Annotated in this window: 17 protein-coding genes and 1 pseudogene; 8 read left to right on the top strand and 10 right to left on the bottom strand. The window is 71.4% G+C overall.

The genetic code is table 11. From position 1 onward, the window contains the following. Window positions 1-53 precede the first annotated feature (53 nt). Together ABZT47_RS14250 and ABZT47_RS14245 are read right to left on the bottom strand one after the other, a co-directional pair. A complete protein-coding gene (locus tag ABZT47_RS14250) occupies window positions 54-734 on the bottom strand; it encodes an alpha/beta family hydrolase (RefSeq protein ID WP_354840698.1) in 681 nt (226 codons plus the stop codon). A gap of 93 nt (window positions 735-827) precedes the next feature. Continuing rightward, complete coding sequence (locus tag ABZT47_RS14245) at window positions 828-2837, bottom strand: erythromycin esterase family protein (protein WP_354840695.1); 2010 nt, start codon at window positions 2835-2837, stop codon at window positions 828-830. 760 nt (window positions 2838-3597) lie between these two features. Here ABZT47_RS14245 and ABZT47_RS14240 point away from each other — a divergent pair. From ABZT47_RS14240 to ABZT47_RS14225, 4 genes are all read left to right on the top strand, one after another. Beyond that, entirely contained in the window at window positions 3598-4986 is a 1389-nt protein-coding gene (locus ABZT47_RS14240) for a family 2B encapsulin nanocompartment shell protein (RefSeq protein ID WP_354841469.1), read from the top strand. Window positions 4987-5281: 295 nt separating this feature from the next. Continuing rightward, window positions 5282-6445 (top strand): family 2 encapsulin nanocompartment cargo protein polyprenyl transferase, encoded by a 1164-nt coding sequence (locus tag ABZT47_RS14235; protein WP_354840692.1) that lies wholly within the window; start codon window positions 5282-5284, stop codon window positions 6443-6445. 203 nt (window positions 6446-6648) lie between these two features. Continuing rightward, the gene (locus ABZT47_RS14230) at window positions 6649-7215 is read left to right on the top strand and encodes a dienelactone hydrolase family protein (RefSeq protein ID WP_354840689.1); all 567 of its coding nucleotides are present in this window, start codon (window positions 6649-6651) and stop codon (window positions 7213-7215) included. 342 nt (window positions 7216-7557) lie between these two features. After that, window positions 7558-8934: a hypothetical protein gene (locus ABZT47_RS14225; RefSeq protein ID WP_354840686.1), complete on the top strand. Its 1377-nt coding sequence runs from the start codon at window positions 7558-7560 to the stop codon at window positions 8932-8934. A 264-nt stretch (window positions 8935-9198) separates the two neighbouring features. Here ABZT47_RS14225 and ABZT47_RS14220 read toward each other — a convergent pair whose 3' ends face one another. The 6 genes from ABZT47_RS14220 to ABZT47_RS14195 all read right to left on the bottom strand — a co-directional run bounded on the left by ABZT47_RS14220 (window position 9199) and on the right by ABZT47_RS14195 (window position 17246). Beyond that, on the bottom strand, window positions 9199-10797 hold the full coding sequence (locus ABZT47_RS14220) for an AAA family ATPase (protein ID WP_354840683.1): 1599 nt from the start codon (window positions 10795-10797) through the stop codon (window positions 9199-9201). A gap of 237 nt (window positions 10798-11034) precedes the next feature. Next, a complete protein-coding gene (locus ABZT47_RS14215; protein WP_354840680.1) occupies window positions 11035-11451 on the bottom strand; it encodes a MarR family transcriptional regulator in 417 nt (138 codons plus the stop codon). After that, a complete protein-coding gene (locus ABZT47_RS14210; protein ID WP_354840677.1) occupies window positions 11448-12890 on the bottom strand; it encodes an MFS transporter in 1443 nt (480 codons plus the stop codon). Before ABZT47_RS14210 ends, ABZT47_RS14215 begins: the two co-directional genes overlap by 4 nt. A gap of 360 nt (window positions 12891-13250) precedes the next feature. Beyond that, window positions 13251-14255 (bottom strand): MerR family transcriptional regulator, encoded by a 1005-nt coding sequence (locus tag ABZT47_RS14205; RefSeq protein ID WP_354840675.1) that lies wholly within the window; start codon window positions 14253-14255, stop codon window positions 13251-13253. A gap of 6 nt (window positions 14256-14261) precedes the next feature. Continuing rightward, the gene (locus ABZT47_RS14200) at window positions 14262-14930 is read right to left on the bottom strand and encodes a HEAT repeat domain-containing protein (RefSeq protein ID WP_354840672.1); all 669 of its coding nucleotides are present in this window, start codon (window positions 14928-14930) and stop codon (window positions 14262-14264) included. A 267-nt stretch (window positions 14931-15197) separates the two neighbouring features. Next, window positions 15198-17246 (bottom strand): glycoside hydrolase family 6 protein, encoded by a 2049-nt coding sequence (locus tag ABZT47_RS14195; RefSeq protein WP_354840669.1) that lies wholly within the window; start codon window positions 17244-17246, stop codon window positions 15198-15200. A 463-nt stretch (window positions 17247-17709) separates the two neighbouring features. On the opposite strand from ABZT47_RS14195, the gene ABZT47_RS14190 reads away from it, so the two are divergent. From ABZT47_RS14190 to ABZT47_RS14180, 3 genes are all read left to right on the top strand, one after another. Continuing rightward, complete coding sequence (locus ABZT47_RS14190) at window positions 17710-18090, top strand: VOC family protein (protein ID WP_354840667.1); 381 nt, start codon at window positions 17710-17712, stop codon at window positions 18088-18090. Between the two features lie 166 nt (window positions 18091-18256). Beyond that, window positions 18257-20005 (top strand): histidinol-phosphatase, encoded by a 1749-nt coding sequence (locus tag ABZT47_RS14185; protein ID WP_354840664.1) that lies wholly within the window; start codon window positions 18257-18259, stop codon window positions 20003-20005. Continuing rightward, window positions 19963-20688 (top strand): hypothetical protein, encoded by a 726-nt coding sequence (locus tag ABZT47_RS14180; RefSeq protein ID WP_354840661.1) that lies wholly within the window; start codon window positions 19963-19965, stop codon window positions 20686-20688. Before ABZT47_RS14185 ends, ABZT47_RS14180 begins: the two co-directional genes overlap by 43 nt. A gap of 149 nt (window positions 20689-20837) precedes the next feature. Here ABZT47_RS14180 and ABZT47_RS14175 read toward each other — a convergent pair whose 3' ends face one another. Further along, window positions 20838-21785 (bottom strand): glycosyltransferase, encoded by a 948-nt coding sequence (locus ABZT47_RS14175; protein ID WP_354840658.1) that lies wholly within the window; start codon window positions 21783-21785, stop codon window positions 20838-20840. Between the two features lie 13 nt (window positions 21786-21798). After that, window positions 21799-22323 (bottom strand): HAD family hydrolase, encoded by a 525-nt coding sequence (locus tag ABZT47_RS14170; protein WP_354840656.1) that lies wholly within the window; start codon window positions 22321-22323, stop codon window positions 21799-21801. A 164-nt stretch (window positions 22324-22487) separates the two neighbouring features. On the opposite strand from ABZT47_RS14170, the pseudogene ABZT47_RS14165 reads away from it, so the two are divergent. Further along, window positions 22488-23250: pseudogene (locus ABZT47_RS14165) on the top strand (carbamoyltransferase N-terminal domain-containing protein); the annotation flags it as partial.

The raw sequence follows: 23250 nt of genomic DNA, 5'->3' as shown, positions 1-23250 counted from the left end.
GTAAAGGCTTGATCTCCTACCTTGGGGGCCCTGAGCGCCGTGAAGAAGGCGCCTCAGGAATGGGGGGGCGCGCCGCCGGGGTGCGCGCCGCTCAGGTGGCGGACGAACCACTCTCCGGCCAGGCGGGCCACCTCGTCGAGCGTGCCGGGCTCCTCGAACAGGTGGGTGGCGCCGGGGACGACCGCGAACCCGGTCGGGCCGGGCATCCGCTCCATGGCCTCCCGGTTCAGCACGATCACCATCGGGTCGTCGCCGCCCACGATGAGCAGGGTCGGCTGACGCACCTCGCGCAGGTGGTCGCCGGCCAGGTCCGGCCGCCCGCCGCGCGACACGACCGCCCGCACCGTGTCCGGACGCCGGGCCGCGGCCACCAGGGCCGCCGCCGCGCCCGTGCTGGCGCCGAAGATCCCGATGCCGAGGGCCGACAGCCGCTCCTGCCGCGCCACCCAGTCGGTGACCGCGACCACCCGGTCGGCGAGCAGGCCGACGTCGAAGCGGAGGGCGCCGGTGAAGGCGTCCATCTCCTCCTCTTCGCGGGTCAGCAGGTCCATCAGCACGGTGGCCAGCCCGGCCTCGTTCAGCTCGGCGGCGACGTGCCGGTTGCGGGGGCTGTGCCGCCCGCTGCCGCTGCCGTGGGCGAACACCACCACACCCCGGGCGTCCGGCGGCACGGCCACGTCCGCCCCGAGCGAGACGTCCCCCGCCGGAACGGCCAGGCTCCGCGGTTCCGCCATCACCTCCTCCTTCCTGGTCGGCGGAAACGGCCGGTGTCCTCCGGCCCTGCCCGGCCGGCGCGGCCCACGGCGTCGTGAGGACCGCGCCGGCGATCACCCCCCGGGGGGACAGGCGCGGGGAAGCCGGTCGTGGTCCCATTCGGGCGTCCGGTCGAGCGGCTCCACCGCGCGGGTCTCGTCCATGTGCAGGACGGCGTCGAACTCGTCGCTCAGGCGGGCGCGGAAGTAGTGGCACCGGCGCTCGGACCTGGCGCGGTACACCGCCGAGATCATGCGCTGCAGACGGGCCGAGCGCAGCACGTCGGCGCTGCGGGGCGCCGCCGCGAACCAGGTGAGAAACTGCTTCTCCCCGACCTCGTGGAACAGTTCCTCGGCGCTGTCGGACAGGGCGGGGCGCAGCCACTTGCGTTCGGGCCGCGTTCCCCACTGGTCGGCGGCGGTGACCGTGCCGGTGTAGGTGGTCATTCCGATGCTGCGGCAGGCGTCCCCGTGCCGTTCGCGCACGAGCATGCCGAGGTTGATCTCGCCCCGGCACGCCGCCTCCGTCGCCCGAGCGTCCCCCACATGGGCGTCGTGCGCCCATACGACGATCTTGGCGGAGCCGCCGCGCCGTCGCGCGAGGTGCTCCGACAGCGCGTCCAGCGTGTCGGCCATGTGGCGGTCGCGATGGTTCCAGGCGCAGATGCGGCCGCCGAGCATGGACCGGTAGTGCTCGTCGGCGTTCCGCGTGGCCGCGGCGTTGAGCTCGGCGTAGAACAGTTCGTCCTCGGGCAGCAGGCCCTCCTCGCGGGCGGAGCTCATCGCCTCGCGCCGCAGGGCGACGAGCCGCGCGATCATCGCCTCCTCGCTGCTCTCGCCGGCGCCGCAGGCCGGGCTCAGCCCGTACGGCCGGTCCTCGGGACCGAGGTGGTCGAAGCAGGCGTACCGGTCGCGGGCGCGGGCGGCGGCGACCGGGTCGGTCTCCTGGAGGAAGTCGACGACCCGCCGCATCGTCCGGTGCGCGCCGTAGACGTCGAGCCCGTAGAAGCCGGCCTGGCCGCAGAGCCCGGCGAGGACGCCGTCGTTGTGGTCGCGCAGCCAGGTGACGAAGTCCAGCACGACCGCGTTGCGCCACATCCACGACGGGAACCGCTCGAAGCCGCCCAGCGCCTGCTCGGCGGTGGCGTCGTGGCCGCGGCCGTGGACGTACCGGTTCACCCGGTAGGCGTCGGGCCAGTCGGCCTGCACGGCGACGGCACGGAAGTCGCGCTCCTCGATGAGGCGCCGGGTCATGGCGGCGCGCGCCGCGTAGAACTCATGGGTGCCGTGGGAAGCGCCGCCGATGAGCACGAACCTGGCCTCACCCACCAGGTCGAACAGCACGTCCGGCGACGGCACGCCGTTGTCGAGCGGAATCGCCTCCGCACGCAGGCCCGCGACGGCCCCGGGCCCCTGCCCGGCCGCCCTGGCCTGCACCGAGGTGGCCGAGGCCCGCAGCAGGTCGCGCACGTCCTCCAGCGTCACCTCCACGAAGTCCCAGTAAGAGGGGTCGACGACGAAGTACGGCGAGGGCGTGGTGGCGACGACGACCTCGTCCGCCGTCATCCGCAGTTCCTCGTAGGTGGCGGCCGAGCAGGCGGGCAGGGCGACGACGACGCGCGCGGGGCGCTGCCGCCGCAGGGCTTTCAGCGCGGCGGTCATGGCGGCGCCGGTGGCCAGGCCGTCGTCCACGACGATCACCTCCCGGCCCTCGACCGGCTGCGCGGGACGACCCTGGCGGAAGTGCCGCTCCCAGCGGGTGATCTCCCGTCCTTCCAGGCCGGCGACGTGCTCGACCACCCCGGGAGGGATGGCCAGCCCCCTGACCACGTCGTCGCTGAGGGCGATGACGCCGTCGCCCGCGATGGCGCCCATCGCCAGGTCCTCCTGGCCGGGCACGCCGAGGCTGCGGGTGACGAAGACGTCCAGGTCCGCGCCGAGGGCCCGCGCCACCTCGTACCCCACCGGGGCGCCACCGCGCGGCAGCGCCAGCACCAGCAGGTCCGGCCGCCCCCGATGGTGGTCGAGGAGACCGGCGAGCGCGCGCCCGGCATCCCTGCGGTCCGAGAAGAGGCGGTCGGGCATCGAGGCCCCCTATCGTGCTCGGCGGCGGGCCACCCGGCCGCACGACGCGCCGGCCGAGCCGGCGGCACGGGCCTCGGACGGGTGGTCCTGGGCCATATCGCCGAGCCTACGCCTTCTCCCGCGGCGGCCTTCGGGCACGGGTGACGCAGCCGCCGGCGGGCAGGCGATCGGGCGGGCGATCGGGCGGGCGGCGAGCCGGAGCGCCGGCCCGCGGCGGGCATCCGATGAAGACCACCAAACCCGCCAAACCACATTCAATTAATAAACGCGGCACTTTATGAAATATCGACCAGCGCGTCTTCTCGCCATTGACATCTGGTTCACCCCACGGGCAATGGCCAGGGAAAACGGTAATTGACACACCGAAGATCAAGGCTCCATAATCATTGCGTCCGAGCAGGCCGCGGAAAGCGACACGTGGCCAGAGCCCCCCGTTCCCGACTCAGCGACGATCCCCCGACCACGGCGAAGAGCGCACCATCGCGCATTCGACCGGCACCATGAAAGACGAACGGCATCACAGCGCTTCGCCCCGCGTTCCCGGTGTTTCCGCCTCCGCCCCGGAAATCACCGGACCCCCGGCCGCCAGGGCCGGCGCGGGTTTCCACGGTTATTCCTTCAAATACACCTGGCGAACACCCGATCACTGCGCACCGTACGACCCGGAGTCATCCGGGAAGACCTCGCTCCTGTTTCAGCGTCTCCTCCGTTCGATGCGATAGGGATTGGTGGTGTGGTCGTGACCGAGACGACCAGCGAGATGACAGGCACGGAAAACGGCAGGCCGCAGCAGAGCCTGGCCACCACGGCGGCACGCAACCTGGCCACGACCACCAAGTCGCAGCCACAGATGCAGAACATCACCTCCCGATGGCTGCTGCGCATGCTGCCCTGGGTCAACACGCCCGGCGGCGCCTACCGCGTCAACCGCCGCCTCACCTACGCCGTCGGCGACGGGCGGCTGAGCTTCACCAACCAGGGAAACGACGTGCGCGTCGTCCCGCCCGAGCTGCGCGAGCTTCCGCTGCTGCGCCACTTCGGCGACGACGGCGTGCTGGAGGCGCTGGCGAGCCGCTTCACCCAGCACCAGCATGAGCCCGGCAGCACCATCGCGCAGATCGGCGACCCGGCCGACCGGCTCATCCTCATCGCGCACGGCAAGGTCAACAAGATCGGCGCCGGCGAGTACGGCGACCAGACCACGCTGGCCGTCCTGGCCGACGGCGAGTACTACGGCGACCGTTCCCTGTCGGCGGCCACCCCGGCCACGTGGGAGCACACGATCAAGGCGGTCACCCCGACCACCGTCCTCACCCTCTCCCGCCACGCGTTCCAGGAGCTGCTCGACCAGTCGCCGGCGCTGCGCGACCACGTGGAGGAGCACGAACGGCACCCTCGGCCCCCGCACAACAAGCACGGCGAGGCCGCCATCGACATCACCTCCGGCCACTCCGGCGAGCCGTCGCTGTCGACCACCTTCGTCGACTACGAGGCCAGCCCCCGCGAGTACGAGCTCAGCGTCGCGCAGACCATCCTGCGCATCCACACCCGCGTCGCCGACCTGTACAACCAGCCGATGAACCAGACGCACGAGCAGTTGCGCCTCACCATCGAGGCCCTGCGCGAGCGCCAGGAGCACGAGCTGATCAACAACCCCGAGTTCGGGCTGCTGCCCAACGCCGACCTGCGGCAGCGCGTCCAGACCCGCACCGGCCCGCCCACCCCCGACGACCTCGACGAGTTGCTGTGCCGGCGCCGCAAGTCGCACTTCTTCCTGGCCCACCCGCAGACGATCGCGGCGTTCGGCAGGGAGTGCAGCCGCCGCGGCCTGTACCCCGACACCGTGCAGCTGTTCGACCACGCCGTGCCGGCCTGGCGGGGCGTACCGCTGCTGCCCTGCAACAAGATCCCGATCACCAAGACCCGCACCAGCTCGATCCTGGTGCTGCGCACCGGCGAGGACGACCAGGGCGTCATCGGCCTGCACCAGACCGGCCTGCCCGACGAGTACGAGCCGAGCCTGTCGGTGCGCTTCATGGGCATCGACGAGCACGCCATCATCTCCTACCTGGTCAGCGCCTACTACTCCGCCGCGGTCCTGGTGCCGGACGCACTGGGCGTGCTCGAACACGTCGAGATCGGTCACTGAAACCGCGGTCGGACACGCCGTTCGGGGAACAAACCAACGGGCGGCCGACCACCGCCCGGGACACTGACAGACCGGCGACCGACCACCGTCGGGGTCACTGACGGACCGACGGCCGGCGCACCACCCGGGGAACGAACCGGGTGACGCCAGGGCCGTGCGAACGACCCCGGCCGCGCCCGGCGGTCGTCGCACGTCCCGCGCGCCCACCGGCCGGGCGCCGGGACGCCCCGAGGGCCGGTGAAAGGGCGTGACGCGCATGGCCGGCACGATGAGCGAGCGGGAAGGAGCCGTGCTCATGGCGAAAACGGTGACCACCGGGCGGCCGCCCCGGGAGGTGCTCGCGTGGAGCCGCGAGCTGACCGGGCCGCCGCTGCGGTCCGCGGTGGAGTCGCTGCCGCCCTCCATGCGGCGCATCGCCGCCTACCACTTCGGCTGGCTGGACGAGCAGGGCCGTCCCGCGTCGGGCAACGCGGGCAAGGCCGTGCGACCCGCGCTGGTCCTGCTGGCCGCCGAGGCGGCCGGGGGCTCGGCGGCCTCGGCCGTGCCCGCGGCGGTGGCGGTGGAGCTGGTGCACAACTTCTCGCTCCTGCACGACGACGTCATGGACGGCGACGCGACCCGGCGCCACCGTCCGACCGCCTGGAGCGTGTTCGGAGTCAGCGGGGCGATCCTCGCCGGGGACGCCCTGCTGACGCTCGCCTTCGAGGTGCTGCAGGCCGGCGGCGGCCCGGTCGCCGACGAGGCGACGCGGATCCTCGGCGCGGCGGTGCTCGACCTGGTGGAGGGCCAGAGCGCCGACACCTCCTTCGAGACCCGCGACGAGGTCACTCTGGCCGAGTGCGTGAGCATGGCCGAGGGGAAGACCGCGGCCCTGCTCGCCGCCTCCTGCGCCCTCGGCGCCCTGTCCGGCGACGGCGGTCGGGAGGTCATCGAGGCCCTGCGCGCGTTCGGCTCGCGTCTCGGGCTCGCCTTCCAGATGGTCGACGACCTGCTCGGCATCTGGGGCGACCCATCGGTGACCGGCAAACCGGTCTTCTCCGACCTGCGCAACCGCAAGAAGTCCCTCCCCGTCGTCGCCGCCCTCACCTCCGCCACCCCACCCGCCGCCGAACTGGCCGCCTTCTACCGCCGCCCCCAACCCCCCACCTCACCGGCACGGCCATCCACCCCCGCCGGATCCGAGCACGCCGCAGCCGCACCGGGGATCTCCCCGGTGGGTCAACCACCCGCCTCGTCCGCTTCGTCCGTTCTCGCCCCCGCCGAACAGGCGCCCGGGACCCCCGAACTGGCGCGCATCGCCTCACTCATCGAGGCCGCCGGCGGCCGCGCCTGGACCCAGGCCCGGGCGGACGACCTATTGGCCGAGGCGCTCGCCCACCTCGCCTCCGCCGACCCCGCCCCCCGCCCCGCCGCCGAACTCCACGCCCTGGCCCACCTCCTCGCCAAGCGCGACCACTGATCCACCGGCCTGCCCGCTCCATGTCCGAGCCGGCGGCGAGGCACGGTCTCGGCGAGACGCGTGTATCAATTCCTCCCCCTCCACCCCCTGGAGGCGGAGGAATTGATACAACGCAACCGGGTCGGCCTCTGTCACCAGGGAAGACGTGCGCGGCCGGGTCTGGACGGCCAAAGGTGGTGGTGGCGGTCGGGGAGGATGGCGGGATGGCTCACATCGCTCTGTTCCATTCCGTTTACGGGCTGCGCGACGTCGAACGCGCCGCCGCCGACCGCTTCCGCGCCGCCGGGCACGAGGTCGTCACGCCCGACCTGTACGCAGGTGAGAGCGCGACGACGATCGACCACGGGTTCGTCCTGCAGAAACGGATCGGCTGGGAGGTCATCGTCGAACGGGCGCGCGACGCGGTACGGAAGATGCCCGCCGGCACGGTCCTCGCCGGCGTCTCGATGGGCGCCGGGGTCATCGGCGACCTGCTGGCGGATCGGCGCGACACGGCGGGCGTGCTGCTCGTGCACGGCATAGCCGAGATCCCCGCCTCGGCTCGGGCCGGCCTGCCCGTGCAACTGCACGTCGCCGACCCGGACGCGTTCGCGCCTCCCGCCGCCGTCGCCGCATGGGAAAGTGCCGCGACGGACGCCGGCTCCGTCGTACAGGTCTTCACCTATCCGGGAGCCGGGCACTTCTACACCGACGCGACTCTGCGCGAACACGACGAAGAAGCCACCGCCCTCACGTGGCAGCGAAGCATGGACTTCCTCCGCCACCTCTGAACCGCCGATGGGGGAACACCGGCGCCGAGGCGGGAGGAGAGGACGAATGGACCATCGGATGCGCTCGATGTGAAGCCGACCCGGCTCTGCGCTGTAGCCGGGTGGCTCTCCTCGTACGCCGACAGACCACGTCCGGGATTCGGTCTGGGGCCACGGGGGACATCGAGGTGCGGTCGAGTGGGATATTGCGGTCCTCTGGCCTGATGCGGACACGGGACGGTTGGCGATTGCCGGGGCGACGTGCCCGGCTTACGCTGCACAAGCCACCCCTTCCGCTGAGCACCGCGCCTATTCGGCGTGCTCGCACCAGGTTCAGCGTTCCTCTCCCGAAAGAGGCCCACCATGTTTCCCGCTCAACCGTCCCCCGACAGCGGCATGCGCGAGGACCGTTCCAAGACGAACTCCGATCCCGGCGCGGTGGCGCCGACCGCCTTCCCGTTGCTGCTGACGCGCCTGGAGGACCACGTCAAGGAGGCCGGGATCACCCAGAACGCGGTATGTGACGGCGCGGTCCGAAGCTATCTCGCGGCGATCCAGGACCCGGGGATCGACACCCTCGCCATGCCCGCGCTGGGCGTCCTGAGCAACCACATCGACGCGGCGATGCACGCGTGCTCGCTGATGGCCCCCGGGGCCTCGGTCTCGTCCTACGCGTCCATGGTCACCTCCAAGGCCACCAACACCTACGCGTCGGCCACCAACGTCGCCGCCGACGAGCACCTGGTCGCGCAGGTGGGCCTGGCGGTTCGCGCGCGCTTCGACCCGTACGTGGTCGCCTGTGAGCGGCAGCTGTACCTCAACCACGCGGACGTCCCCGCCGACCTGAAGGCCCTCATCCAGAACCACGCCGGCGGCTCGGTCAAGGACCCCCTGGTGGAGGCCGCCGAGCAGATCCTGCAGGCGGCGCACACGCCCGCCGATCCCACCAACGCCGAGAAGGCCGCGCTGGTCCAGGCCCTGGAGGCCCTCCCGGTGGTCCAGGCCATGTACAACGGCAAGCTCGCCGTCGGCGCCGGGGCCGAGGGCGGTTCTCTGCCCACCATCGTGGTGACCGCCGCCTGCAAGACCCAGAAGCACTTCGGCAAGTACGCCGACCAGTTCTTCAAGAACGCGCCGACCGGCATGGTGATCTATGCCGCACTCGTGCAGCCGTCTCGCAGGCCTCCCGCGAGGCACGTGTCGAACATCGAGGTCACCGAGGACACCGTCGAGCCCGGCCGGTTCTGGCTCGGCACCCGCGTGACGCAGTACCGGGCGAACGCCGCGCGCGTGGGCAACAAGGTGCGCCTGTCGGTGATGGACGACGTCTCCACGGTCGTGCACGAGATCGGGCACCAGGTCGAGTTCTACCTTCCCGCGGTCGAATGGATGCGCCTGCACCAGATCATCAGAATGCGCATGGTGGGCGCTCAGCTCGTCAACATCTATCCCAAGTCAGAGAAGGCCGAACCGGCCTTCGACGTCAGCGCCATGCCGGCGTTCGAGGCGTACTACACCAACCCGGATGCGCAGAGAAGCGGCAAGTACTACCCCGCCAAGCTGTACGTCTCCGGCGACACCGAACTGCTGTCCATGACCGTGCAGTTCTTCAGCCGGCCCGACACCGCCACCCTCATGATCCAGCGCGACCCGGTGCTCGCGGCGACCGTCCTGCGCGCCATCCGCCCGGACGACTTCGTCAACTTCCCCGCCAACCTGCTGGCCCTGCTCCCCGCCTGAGCACCTCAAGCACCACACGGGTCCATCAGGCGACCAGGGATGATCCAAGGCCGACACGTCAGAGTCATGCCGGCCGTCACGATCGCTCGAGGCAGCGCGCCTCATCCCTGGACGGTCAGCACGCCTACCGTGGAACCGGTCAGCACGTTCCCCGTCATCTCATCCAGCGCCAATGCCCCATCCATACGTCCCATAGTGACCCGACTCCCCCTCTGTCCGATCGGCTGATCGAACCCTTCGACGGCGGAGACGACGCCGATCTCGTCACACTCGCAGAACGGTGACCTGGCGGCCGGACGGCGTGGTCGCCTGCTCGAATGCGCCTCGTTCGCTCCACGGCGGGGCTTCGGTGCGCCGGTCGAAGATCACCAGCGCGCCGGTGGTGAGGGTGAGGCGGTCCAGGTACCGGTCGAGTTGCGCGAGGCCGTCGGGCATCGGGTCGTTCCCGCCCGCTCGCCAGACCTTCAGCTCCATGGCCTCGCGCTGCGTGAGCCGTTCGCCTTCTGGGCCGGTGTAAGGCCAGCGGACCAGCACGTCCAGGCGTTTGGTGCCGGCGGCGTACTCCCGGTCGAGCCGGCCTCCGCCGTTGACCAGCCGGTGCAGGAAGGCCATGAGGATGATCTGGCAGGCGGCCTCGTGGTAGCCCTCCTGCCGGACGAGCACCTCGCCGTGCTCGCGCCAGAACACGACGAACTCCCGCAACAGGCGCGGCAGGTCGAACCGGCCGTCCGACAGCACAAAGCTGCGCGGATCGGCCATCACGTACTGTTCCGACGGGTTGCCGAGCACCCTCAGGATGACCTCCCGGTAGATCGGGTTCGCCACCTGCAGCGGTGGTTGCTCCTTGACCAGGCCCAGGTCGCGGACATAGGACAGGTCGTCGGAGAAGGTGAGGTCGACGTCGGGGAAGTCCCCGGCCAGGATGGGCTCGATCACCCGCTTCACTCTGGGCTCCCGCAGCCGGGCGACCAGCGCGTCCAGATGAGTGGCGCGCTTGCGGATCAGCCGCTCCTTGGCGTCCTCTATCTGCCCGACGGTGATGGTGGGAGTCATCCCTACCTGGAGGATGGTTTCGAAGGCCAGGGCGTTGACCAACCATGGTTGTCCTTGTGTGAGTTCGAAGACGCGCTCTATCGCGTCCTTGGTGAACTCCTGGCCGGTCGCCTGGGTGTGCTGGTCGTACAGTTCCGCGATCTGGTCGGCGCTGAAGTCGCTGAGACGCAGTGACTCGGCGACGATGTTGAACGGGCTGGCCGGGTTGGAGCGGCCGGGTTCGCCGCCCGAGGCGACCTTGTAGTCACGCAGGTCCCGCAACCCGCACAGCACCACGGAAGCGGGGAACGGGTAGCTCTCATGCCGCGCGTTGTGACCGGCGCGGAGCTGGCTGAGGATGCTGACCATGCCATTTCCCTGCAGGGCGTCGATCTCGTCGAAGAACAGCACCACCCGGCGCGGGCAGCGGCGGCACCACTCGCTCAGCGCCGTACGGACCCGGGTACCAGGGGGCGACTGCGGCCACTCATCGGGTGGCATCAGCTCATCGGGCCATCCCGCCCGCTCGGCGGCCTCACGGATGGAATCCAGCAGAATCGATTCCGCTACCGCGAAGTCGTCACCGGCCACCTTGGTCTCTTCACAGGAGAACATCAGGGCGGCGGTGTCGCCTTCGGCGGTCAGCTCGGAGGCCAGGGTGCCTAGCGTGGTGGTCTTCCCGGTCTGCCGGGGCGCGTGCAGCACGAAGTACCGGTCCATCTCGACGAGCACCCGCGCCTGCGGAAGCCGCTGCGCGGCGGGCAACATGTAGTGGTGCAGAGGACCGCACGGGCCGGTGGTGTTGAAGTACCTCGCTCGGGGTGGCCGCATGGTCACAGTCTGCCATTCCCCGGCGCTCGCGTCCTGCCGCCGGAACCATGCAGATCCGCCGTTCTCACGCCCGCCTATCGGAGTCAGCACATCATCGAAACCGGGCGCCTAGTGCTGCGGGCTGTGCCGCGTGAGCGGCAGGACCGGCCGTCGGTCACCGAGTTCCGGGCGCTGCCGGCAAGCGCCCCGGCCGGAGGTCCGGGGTGCAGTGAGCTCTGATCCAACCAGCATCGTCATTCAGCGGGTGAGGGTGGCGATGATGCGGTCGAGGGTGGCGAGGTCGGCGGGGTCGAGGGCGAGGATGGCGGGCGGGGGCTCGTCGAGGATGCCCTCGGCGCGGGCGGCGGCCTTCTCGCCTTCGGGGGTGACGGTCACGATCTTCTGCCGGCGGTCGTCGGGGTGGACGTCGCGCACCACCAGGCCGCGGCGGACCAGGTCGTCCACGACCAGGGTGGTGTAGGGCGCGTCGATGGAAAGCTCGGTGGCGAGCTGGCGCATGGTCATCGGTGACCCCGCGAGGTGGCGCAGGGCCTTGACGCGGATGAAGCTCATGTCCAGGGCGGCGGTGACCTCCTTGCGGCGGTCGTACCGGTCGAGGATGAGCGTGCGCATGCCGTGCCAGGCTCGGGCGGCCATCTGGGGGTCGTGGCTCATGACGTGACGGGAATCCTCGTGTCCTCGACGGAGAGGTGCGCCGCGGTCCGCTCCGCGGTGCCCTTCGCCCATCTGCCCGTGGTGATGATACCCAGAGCGAGCACGACAGTCCCGTACGCGACGGTGATCCACCAGCCGGCCCGCCCGGCGGAGGCGAAGCCGTCGCGGAGCGATCCGGACAGGCCGGTGGCGAGCACCGAGCCGGCGATGGCGACGCCGAGCGACTGGCCGACCTGGCGGCTGGTCGAGGCGACGGCCGCGGCGACCCCGGCCTGCGAGATCGGCATGCCCGAGACGGCGGTGTTGGTGATCGGGGCGTTGACGATGCCGGAGCCCAGGCCGAAGACGGTGTAGGCGGCCAGGATCCAGAGCAAGGGCGTGTCGGCGCTCAGCCGGGTGAGCATGAGCCCGCTCACGGTGAAGGCGACACCGGCGATGACCAGGGACGGCCGGGGCCCGCGCTCGCCGACCAGCCGTCCGGACAGCGGGCCGCAGAGCAGGGTCATCGCGGCGATCGGCAGCGTGCACAGGCCCGCGTGGAACGGGGACAGGTGACGGACGTCCTGCAGGTACAGGGTGTTGAGGAACAGGAATCCGCCGAAGGCGGCGAACGCGCTCATCGCGATGACCGAGGCGCCGGAGAAGGGGACGCTTCGGAAGAAGCGCAGGTCGATGAGGGGTTCGCGGCGGCGCGGCTCGTAGATGAGGAGGCCGGCGAGCCCGGCGACCGCGAGGAGCGAGAACCCGATGATGAGCGGCGACCCCCAGCCGTGCCCCGGCGCCTCGATGATCGCGTAGGTGAGCGCGGCCAGTGTCACGATGACCAGCACCTGCCCGACGGGGTCGATGCGGCGGGCGCGCGAGGCCCGCGACTCGGGGACGAAGACGGCGGTGAGCACCAGGGCGGCCGCGGCGACCGGCACGTTGATCCAGAAGATGGCGCGCCAGCCGATCGAGTCGATGAGCGCGCCGCCGACGACCGGGCCGAGGCCGATGCTGATGCCGACCACGCCTCCCCACACGCCGATGGCGCGGGCGCGTTCGCGAGGGTCGGTGAAGATGTTGGTGACGATCGACATGGCGACGGGGTTGAGCATCGAGCCGCCGATGGCCTGCAGGACGCGGAAGGCCACCAGCCAGCCGAGGCTCGGCGCGAGCCCGCACAGCAGGGAGCCGAGCGCGAAGACCACCAGGCCGGTCTGGAACGTGCGCCGCCGTCCGACGCGGTCGCCGGTCGAGCCGGCCAGCAGCAGGAGGCTGGCCAGCACGAGGGTGTAGGCGTCGATGGTCCACTGCATGCCCGAGACGGGCGCGTGCAGGTCGCGCTCGATCGCCGGGAGGGCGACGTTCACGATGGTGTTGTCGAGCCCGACGATGAACAGGCTCATGCAGCAGATGACCAGGATGAGCATTCGCCTGCGGCGGCTGAGCTCCGGCACGACGCCTCCATACTTGTAGGCCTACAATGGTTTTAATAGTACAACCAATGCCGCGATAGCCGGATTTATGCCCATGAGCTGCGGATACATGGCGAACGCCGGGGAAGGACGACTTCGTGGGGGCGTGCGACGGCCGGTCTCCTGATCCGGACTCCGTTCACGGACGTCCGCCGGGGACCGCGCAGCGCGTTCGGGCCGGGCTCCGCCGTCGCCGCGCTCTGGGGGACAGCGGCCTGCCGCGACTCGCCGCGGCCGATCTCGTCCGGCCGCGACGATGGCGCGGTCACGTGGCTGTCCCCCACCCGTCCCCGATCTCGCCCTCAGGTGAGGTCCGGGGCAGCGTCCAACGGCGAAGGGCGGTTATCGTGCGTCGCGTATCCGGAGGATGTACGCCGCGGTGAGCGCGACGGCACGGTCTTCGTCCTGTGCCAGGTCCGCGAGGGCTCGTGAGGCGGTGATTCCCGGGATCTCCGCGAGCGCCTGGGTCACCCGTAGACGGGCGGACGCTTCGACGGTGCCGAGGGCGAGACGACCGACGAGCCTGGCGGCGATCTCCTCCGCCGAAGCCGGACGACTCGCCAGCGCGCTCAGCGTGTCGGCCGCGTCGACGTCGTTCACGCCCTCGACGACCATGTCGACGAGCGTCGGAACCGCGTCGGCCACGCCACGTGTCCCCAGGGCCAGCGCCGCGTACCTGCGGACCACGACGTCGGGGCTCGCGAGCGCGTCGCGCAGCAGCGTGGTCGCTCCGCCGTCCGGGATCTCGGCGATCGACCGGACGGCACGGACGCGCACCTCGGCCGCCGGTGAGCCGAGGCCCTGTGCCAGCGGCGCCAGCGCGTCATCGCCCGACTGCGCCAGAGCCCATCGAAGGGCTCCGGCGACGTTCGGGTCCGCCTCGCTCAGCGCCGCCTCGACCAGCGCTTCCACCGGCACCGGGACCTCACCGGCCGAGGACAGGGCCGCGCGCTGGCGCCTGCCGGCGCTCGTGGCCCCCAGGTCCCGCAGGAGTGCGACGATCTGCAGGACGTCCTCCCAGCCCGCGGGTTCCGCCGCGCCGATCCGGCGGAGCCGGGTGAGCAGCTCCGTCTCGGCCGCGATGCGTTCCTGCGTCTGGCGGATGAGGTCGTCGACGAGCTCCGAGGGCGTGAAGTCGCGGTCATCCAGCGCGCGCCCGATCTCACGCAGCGACAGCCCCAGCGACCGCAGGCTCTCGATATGGAAGATCCGCCGGATGTCCTCGCCGGAGTACTCGCGATAGCCGGCCCGGGTACGGCCCGTCGGCCGCACGAGGCCGAGCGCGTCGTAGTGCCTGAGCATGCGGGCGCTGACCCCGGACCGCCGGGCCACATCACCGATCAACACTGCCCATCACTCCTCCTTGCCGGAGCCGCCGAGGGCGACGACGCGCTTCGCCTCCTCGATCGCGAACTCGAATCCGGCATCCGGATCGCGTGACAGCCGCTCCGTGGCGATCGCGTGCTGACGCACACGGGGGTCGGGATGCGTCATGGCGGCGCGCAGGGCCGGCGTGATCACACTATCGAGCGCGACCAGCGCCCGGCTGAGGCTCAACTGTGTCGCACGTTCGCCGCGTCCGAGCTGTGTGGCCAGCACTCCGGCCAGCTCGGACCGCTCACCTTCGGGCACGAGCACGACCGCCGCCCGCCAGGCGCTCCGCGCCACCTCGTCGTCGGCGTCGGTCAGCAGCGCCCTGGTGATCGCCGGCCACGCCCGCCGATCGCCAATCTTGGACAGCGTGTGCAGCGCCTGGCTTCGTGCCTGCGCGCGCTCCGAGCGGAGCTCGTCGATGAGCCTGGGAACCGTCATCGACGCCGCGTGGCGGGTGAGCGCCCACGTGAGCATGTCGCGTACGTAGAATTCCGGCTCTACCGCGCACCGTTCGACGAGCGCGTCGACGAACCGCGGGTCGGGGCTCGTGCCCACCGCCAGCGCCGCCCGCAGCCGCACTGACGGGTCGCCGTTCTCCAGCCCCTGGACGGCTCGGATCGTCTCGGTGTCCTGGTCCGGCATGGTCATCGGGACCACCTCCTCGGCCACAGTGAAGACCTTGTCACCGTGTCAAGGTCAAGCGGCATTACGCCGTGAGGTCGCCAGGAGAGGTCAGGCCCCGCGCCCGCCCCGGGCGCGGTGGCACAGCGGTGGACAGCGGTGGACAGCGGTGGACACAAAAGAGCGTGGTCCCGCTCCGGAAGGACCCCTGTCCGGAGCGGGACCACGCTGGGTGGTGGTGGCGGGCCTCGCCATGGCCGTGTCAGCCGGGGCGAGGTCCGCAGTCTTCGGTTGTCAGTTGACGGGCGGGTAGGCGTTGGCGAGGAGCTGGCGGAACTGTGCCGAGAACCACGCACCGGCGATCGGGGCGTCCGGCAGGGCGCCGGTCGGGTTGTTGCCGTTGCGCTCGTTACCGCCGTAGGTCGGGTCGCACATCCGGTCGAAGCCCTTGCCCTCGTTGTTGTCGATCGCCTTGCTGGAGCCGTCCGACTCACCCGGAGGCTTGATCCAGACGTAGGCGTCGATACCGGTGGCGGGAGCCGCCTTGGGCCGCTCGCCGATGCCGGCGCCGTTCTGGTTGCACCAGTTGCCGGCGTGGACGCGACGGTCGACCTTGGAGGCGTTCACGAAGGTGTCGACGTTGGTCGAGGTGCTGGGCCCGGAGGGCCGAGCCGAGCCGCCCCAGCCGTTGCGCGAGGTGTCGATCAGCATTCCGATGCCGGAGTTGAACCCCTGGGAGACCAGCTCCTGGCGGAACGCCTGCGCGTAGGTCAGCTCGTCGACGTAGTAGTTCCAGTCGACCCACTTGGACTGACGCACCGACTGGCCGCCCACCGTGGTGTTGATGGTGAAGTACGGCTCGGTCAGGGACGAGTAGTTGGCGGTGTTGGTGATGAAGCCGTCGACGCTGGCGAAGCCGGCGGTGGTGCCGCGCACGGTGTCGGCGAACAGCTGGGCGGAGGGACGGAAGTTGCTGTCCCAGCCGAGCCAGCCGTGGTGCCCGGCGTCGATGTAGGTGTAGACGTTCTTGATGGCGTGCAGCTTGTTCAGCGCGTACTGAATACCCTGAACGTAGGCGCCGCTGGACTTGGCCTCGGCGCACGCCGCGATGCTGGTGTTGGTGACCAGGTTCGGCAGCGAGTCGATCTCGATGACCGTCACGATGCGCAGGTTCGAGTACTTCGAGTCGCCCAGGATGGCGGCGATCGGGTCGATGAACTCGCTCTTGTAGCGGCTGAGGCCGTTCTCAGAGACCTTCAGCTCACCGTTGGAGGCCAGCGCCGAGCAGTCACGGTTGGGCAGGTCGTAGACGACGAACTGGATCGTCAGCGGGGTGCTGCCGTTGGCGGCGTCCTGCTGGACGGCCGCGTCGAGGTGCGCCCGCACGCCCTTGACGCTGGAGCTGCCCTCGATGGCGGCGATGCGGTCCAGCCACACGCCGGTCGAGAGGTTGGCGACGGCGGAGCCGCCCGGCTCGGCCGCGGCCTTGGAGGACCAGTCGGAGTTCACGTAGCCGGTCGCGCCGGAGTACGGGTTGTCGACGTGCGTCGGGGTGGTGCCGCCGTCGTTGTCGGCCTCGGTGGCGGTCACCGACACCGAGGACAGCCCGGAGGAGGCCACGCTGAAGGAGCGCGTGCCGTTGGTGGTGTCACTGTCCTCGGCGGCCGCCAGGGTGACGTTCTGCGCGGTGTTCCAGTTCGACGTGGTGAAGGTCAGGCTGGAGCCGCTGCTGACGGTGAGGTCGGAGTCGCCGCTGCCGGCGGTCGAGGTCACCGTCACGCTGGAGCTGGGCTGCCGCGCCAGGCGCACGCCGTAGGTGGCGGTGCTGCCCTCGGGGACGGTCACCGACGTCGGGCTGACCACCAGCGACTGGACGCCCGGAGTCGGGGTCGGAGTCGGAGTGGGGGTCGGCGTGGGAGTCGGGGTCGGGGTGGGCGTCGGCGTGGGGGTCGGCGTCGGCTGAGGGCCGCCGTTGCACGTCGTGCCGTTGATGGCGAAGCTCGTCGGGTTGCTGTTGCTGCCGCTGAAGCTGCCGTTGAACCCGAGCGTCCACGAGGCGCCGCTGGCCTGGCTGCCGTTGTAGGACTCGTTACGCGCGGTCACGTTGGCGCCCGACTGCGACCACTGGGCGCTCCACCCGTTGGTCACCCGCTGGTTGCCGGGGAAGGTGAACGTCAGCGTCCAGTTGGACAGCGCGTCGCCGAGGTTCTTGATGACGAGGTTGCCACCGAACCCGCCACCGCCCTCCCACGACTTGGTATACGTGACATCACAGGCGACCGCGGCGTGGGCCGTGGTCGGGGCCGCGGCGAGCCCGATGCCGGTGAGCACTAGCGCTGTCACCGCCGTCAAGCCTCGTCGCCAGGATCTCTGGTGGGGTCCCATTGTCTGTTTGTCTCCCTCATAAAACTGATGGGGTTCGCCGCCTTCTTGAGACGGCCAAGCAGCACCCAGCTCGACATCGCCTGTGGGAGCGCTCCCATCGTCGGAGTGTTTCGAGAGGATGTACAGCAGATTGCGCGCCGCCCCCGCAAAGCCGCGACCGCCGCCGTCCCGCGTGGCCCACCGGACCCGCGATGGCCTTGGCAAACGCGGGTCACAGCACAGTGGATCACCGGGCAGCCCGATGAAACATTCATCTGGAACCGCGTTCTGGGTGCTTTCGCGCCGGTCACGGACCGGTGGTCCGGCGCTCGCCGCGCCCACCGCCGTCCCACGCTCCGCTGAAAGCAATTGAAACCCGTCGTTTAACCAGCTTCCGCCGGTGCAGGAACCGGGGACGGAACCCCACGTCACAGGAGGCGGAATGTCGGACAGGCCCAGCATGTCGCTGTCGGGCATCGTGCTCGACGCCCCCGACGCCCAGGAACTGGCGGCGTTCTACCGCCGGCTCCTGGGCTGGACGCTGTCGCAGGACGAGCCGGACTGGGTGAAGCTCGCCGCCCCGGACGGCGGACCGGGCCTGTCGTTCCAGACCGAGACCGCGTACACCCGGCCGACCTGGCCCGCCGCCCCCGGCGACCAGCGGATGATGGTCCACCTCGACATCAAGGTGGAGGACCTGGAGGTCGCCGGCGCGCACGCCGCGGCTTCGGGCGCGGTCCTGGCCGACTTCCAGCCACAGGACGACGTCCGCGTCTACCTCGACCCGGCCGGCCACCCCTTCTGCCTGTTCACCACCGAGTAGCCGGCGACGTCCGTCGTTGACCGCCCTCTGACCAGGCCGCTGACCGCCCGGGTCGTACGCGACGTCGCAAGCCGATCGCCCTTCCGCCGATCCGGGTTGTTCACGCGCGGTTCAGCCGCTCTTGCCAATCTGCCTGACGTAGCCGGAGCAAGATCTCTCCGGCGGGATGGAAGGGCAAGAAATGGGCCACGGGCACGACCACCCTCACGAGCACTCGCACGCTCACCCCCACGACCACTCCCACGGCGCCGGGCACGCCGGCCAGGGCGACCTCGCACCGGTCGTGGACCTGTCGGTTCCCGACGCCGAGCTCTCCCCCGGCGAACTCTCGCGCCGCCAGATGTTCCGCCGCGCGGGCCTGCTGGGCGCGGGCCTGACCGCCGCCGGCGTGCTGGGCACGCAGGGCGCCGCGGCCGCCGCCACGCAGCGCACCCGCACGAGCACCGAGCCCCGTGACGGCTACCTGTGGCTGGCCGGAGACCACCACATCCACACCCAGCACAGCAGCGACGGCATGTACAAGGTGAGCGACCAGGTCAGACACGGCAACGCCTACGGCCTGGACTGGATGGTCATCACCGACCACGGCAGCGTCGCGCACGCCAAGATCGGCGTGGACAAGGTCAACCCGGACATCGTCGCCACGCGCAAGGCCGTCAAGGACACCCTGGTCTTCCAGGGGCTCGAGTGGAACATCCCGGCCGCCGAGCACGGCACCGTCTTCGTGGCGCCGGGCCGCAACGAGGTCGCCACGCTGAAGGAGTTCGAGAACTCCTTCGACGGCTCGGTCAAGGGCGCGACCGCCGGCACCCCGCAGAACGAGGCGCTGGCCATCGCGGGCCTGAACTTCCTGGCCGACGCCGTGCGCCGGCGCCGCGTCGAGGACGCGCTGTTCCTCGCCAACCACCCCGCGCGCAAGGGCCTGGACACCCCGCACGAGATCCGCGGCTGGCGGGACGCGCAGCCGTCCATCGCCGTCGGCATGGAGGGCGCGCCCGGCCACCAGGCCGCGGGCATCGCCAAGCCCAACGGCGCCGGCAGCGGGCGCGGCTTCTACGACAACAGCCCGAGCGCCGACTCCTTCGCCGCCTACCCGCCCGAGAGCTACAAGACCTTCGGCGGGTTCGACTGGATGACCGCCACCGTCGGCGGCCTGTGGGACAGCCTCCTGGCCGAGGGCAAGAGCTGGTGGATCACCGCCAACTCCGACTCCCACACGGTGTACCTCGACACCAGCGACCGCGGGCCGGGCGGGAACTTCGACACCGACGGCCGGTACAACGACCCGATCTACAAGGGCGTGCCGAACACCTCCAACGGCGACTTCTGGCCGGGCTACTACAGCAAGACCCACGTCGGGTCGCGCGAGTTCTCCTACACCGCCGTCATGGACGGCATCCGCCAGGGCCGCGTCTGGGTGGACCACGGCGGCCTGATCACCGCCCTGGTCGTCCGCGCCCGCCAGACGGGCACCGGCCAGCGCGGGGTGACGCTCGGCGACACCCTGCACGTCCGCAAGGGCGCCAAGGTGGAGATCGCCATCGAGATCACCCTGGCGAACCAGCCCAACTGGGCGCAGTTCATCCCGGCCCTGGCCCGCGTGGACGTCATCCAGGGCGAGGTGACCGGCCCGGTGTCCGACAAGGACGTCTTCACCACCCCGGCGACCAAGGTCGTGAAGTCCTTCGAGGTGAAGAAGAACACCGGCACGGTCACCTTCACCTACCAGGTCGGCGCCGTCGACCGGCCGGTGTACGTGCGCCTGCGCGGCACCGACGGCAACCGCGGCGCCGTGGGCCTGCTGGGCGCGTCGGTGGACCCGGCCGGCCCGGCGATCGACGTCTTCGGCGACGCCGACCCGTGGAAGGACCTGTGGTTCTACAGCAACCCGATCTGGATCGCGCCGCGCGGATGATCCTCGGCCTGGACGCGGGCTCGCGGACGGTCGCGGAGGCCGAGCACCTTCTCCACGAGATGGCGGAGTCGCTCGGCCTCCCGGCCGGGACCGTGGGCTGCACGCACTTCGTCCGCACCACGGACCTGGCGCACGTGGCCTGCTCCCTGTCCATCCCCGCCGCGACAGGGAGCGACGCGGACACGGCCCCCACCGACGGCGCGGGCACGACCTCGGCCGGCGGTACGGGCGCGCCCCGGGCCGGCGGTACGCGGGCCGATTCGGCCGGCGGCGCGGGCACGGCTCCGGCAGGCGTCGTCGACCTCGGCGCGCTGCCGGCCCATCTGGGGGCGGCGCTCGGCGACGCCCGCACCGGGCCCGGCGACCTCGCGGAGGGCGCCGCGCTCGCGGCGGCCGCGCACGCCGCGGGGTCCAGCGGCCGTCTGGTGCTGTTCCCGGGCAGGGACGCGCTCACCGGCACCCTGACCACGGCCGAGGTGCTCGCCCGTTCGGCGGTCGAGCGGGTCGTGGTGCTCGGCCGGACCGAGGACCCCGCGCCGGACGCGCCCTTGGCCACCAACGACTTCGTCCGGCCGCAGTGGCGCGACGGGCGGATCGTCCTGCTCGCCATGCCGGCGGCGGGCGGGATGCTCATGCCGGCCGAGGTGCCGAACCCCACCCCGTGCTGCGCCGACCACGGCTGACCGCCTGAGGCGGGGCCGCGGGCCGACACCGGCGGCCCCGAACCTCGGGCGGGACGACCCGCGCGTCTGGCACGACTGCCCGCGCCACAGGCACGACTGCCCGCGCCACAGGCGCGGCGGCCGCGCCACAGGCTGTGACGGCCCACGCGTCAGGCGCGGGCCGTCGCGGTCTCGGCGAGGAGCCGGTCCCAGTCGGCGAGGAAGCGGTCCAGCCCGTAGCGGGCGCAGGCGGCGGCCCGGGCCGCCTTGCCCGCCTGGGCCGCCGCCGCCGGGTCGGCGGTGAACGACCGCAGGGCGGCGGTCAGCGTCGCGAGCCGGGTCGAGATCACCCCGGCCTCCGGCGGCACGGCCTCGACGGCCTCGGTGGTCGCGAGCGCGACCACCGGCATGCCCAGCATCATGGCCTCGATCAGCGACAGGCCCAGCGACGTCCACCGGTAGGGGTGCAGGTAGACCCGGCGCCGGGCCAGCTCGGCGTGCATCTCGCGCTGCGGCAGGTCCTCGAAGACGCCGTACGGCAGGCCGGTGACCTTCATGCCGAACACGTCCAGCGGCGCGGCGGCGGCGAACGCCGGCAGCAGGTCGGTCCCGGCGACCCGGGTGCGGCGCACCGGCTCGTTGACCACGACGCCGGCCCGGGCGAGCTCGCCGGTGTAGCGGTGGCCGGGGTCGACGACGCCGTGCTCGATGACCCGGGTGGGCGCCCGCCCCGCGTCCCAGAACAGCTCGTTGAAGTGCGTGACGTGCACCAGCGGGATGTCGTCTCGGCCGGCCAGCGGATGGCGGGTGGCCGGGACGTCCCCGGCAGGGGTGTTGTGCTCGACGTAGACGGCGGCCACGTCCCGGCCGGGGCGGCGGCCGAGCCAGCGCTCGGCCAGGTCCAGCTCGTGCGGCCGCTGGAGCACGACCACGTCGACGTCCTCCTCGCGCAGGCGGTCCCACGGGACCTCGCGGACGGAGGCGGGCCAGGTGTAGGTGCGCGCCCTTCCGCGCCCGTCGGGGCCGCGGTCGGCGGTGAGCGGCACCATGTAGTCGTGGCCGCCCCGGACGAACGCGGTCGTCCAGGACCCGTGCACATGCCACAGCAGCACCCTCATGGCCTCGCCTCTCTCATGTCATCACCCGCTCGACGGCGTCGGCGAGGTCGCGGGCGACCTCCGGGGCGGCGTCGACCTCGGCGGGGAGGGTCACCGGGGTCGGGACCAGGATGCCCCTGGCCCCGGCCGCGCGGGCGGCCTCCATGTCGCGGCCGATGTCGCCGATGACCACGCAGTCGGCCGGGGCGACGCCGAGGGCCCGCGCGGCCCGCAGGACCAGGCCGGGCATGGGCTTGCGGCAGGCGCACCCGTCGCCGTCGTCGTGCGGGCACACCGCCCAGACCCCGAACGGGCCGAGCAGCTCCTCGACGCGGGCGTTGACCCTGCGCAGGGCGGCGGCGTCGAACAGGCCCTTGGCCACGCCGGCCTGGTTGGTGACCACGCCGAGGGGCATTCCGGCCCCGCGCAGCCGGTCGAGGGCGGCCCGTGCGCCGGGCATGGGGCTGACCAGCCGCGGGTCGGCGTTGTAGGGGACGTCGTGGATGAGCGTGCCGTCGCGGTCGAACAGGACCGCGCGTGGACGGGGGCGGATCGGCACGGGGAGACCTCCAGCCTGCCGGATGCCCATTTTCGAATGGGACAAACGACTACTTTGGGTGACGACACGCAGCGTGCTCCTTCCTTATTGCCCGTTATGCCGCTGCTTACTGTGTGGGGAGCGCTTCTCTCGGTAGTCATCCCCCGCCGATGGAGGGAGAAGCGATGAGGTTCCTCGGCATCAACGCGATCTTCCACGACCCCGCCGCCGCGCTCGTGGTCGACGGGCGCGTGGTGGCGGCCTCGGAGGAGGAACGGTTCAGCCGCCGCAAACATGGCAAGCGTCCCGTGCCCTTCTCGGCCTGGGAGCTCCCCGAGCAGGCCGCCGCGTGGTGCCTGAGCCAGGCGGGGCTGCGCCCCGAGGACCTGGACGCGGTCGCCTACTCCTACGACCCCGCGCTCGTGCGCCCCGGCGGCCCCGGTCAGGACCAGCGCTGGGAGGACCTGCGGACCTCGTACGCCCGCCGCGCCCCGTCGTTCCTGTCCACCTACCTGCCGGGACTGGATCCCGACCAGGTCGCCTACGTGCCGCACCACATCGCGCACGCCGCCTCGGCCGGGCTGGCCGCGCCCTATCGTGATTCGGCGGTGCTGGTGTGCGACGGGCGGGGTGAGGCGGTGTCGCACCTGGCCGGCCACTACCGCGGCGGCGAACTGACCGTGCTCGCCACCCAGGAGCTGCCGCATTCGCTCGGGTTGATGTACGAGGAGGTCACCGAGCATCTGGGGTTCCTGCGGTCGAGTGATGAGTACAAGGTGATGGCGCTGGCCTCCTACGGTGAGCCGCGTCATCTGGGTGAGCTGCGTGAGCGCGTCTACACCACCGGGGACGGGGGTTCCGGGTGGAGGCGGTGGACTGGGGTCAGTACGCCAAAGCGCTGCGCCGGGGCGAGTCGTGGACCGCCGACCACGCCGATCTGGCGGCCAG

The sequence above is a fragment of the Sphaerisporangium sp. NPDC005289 genome (assembly GCF_040607455.1).
GTDB classification, from domain to species: Bacteria; Actinomycetota; Actinomycetes; order Streptosporangiales; family Streptosporangiaceae; genus Sphaerisporangium; species Sphaerisporangium rhizosphaerae.
Note: the sequence above shows the minus strand (reverse complement) of the source record. Positions and strands in the feature narration are given on the sequence as shown.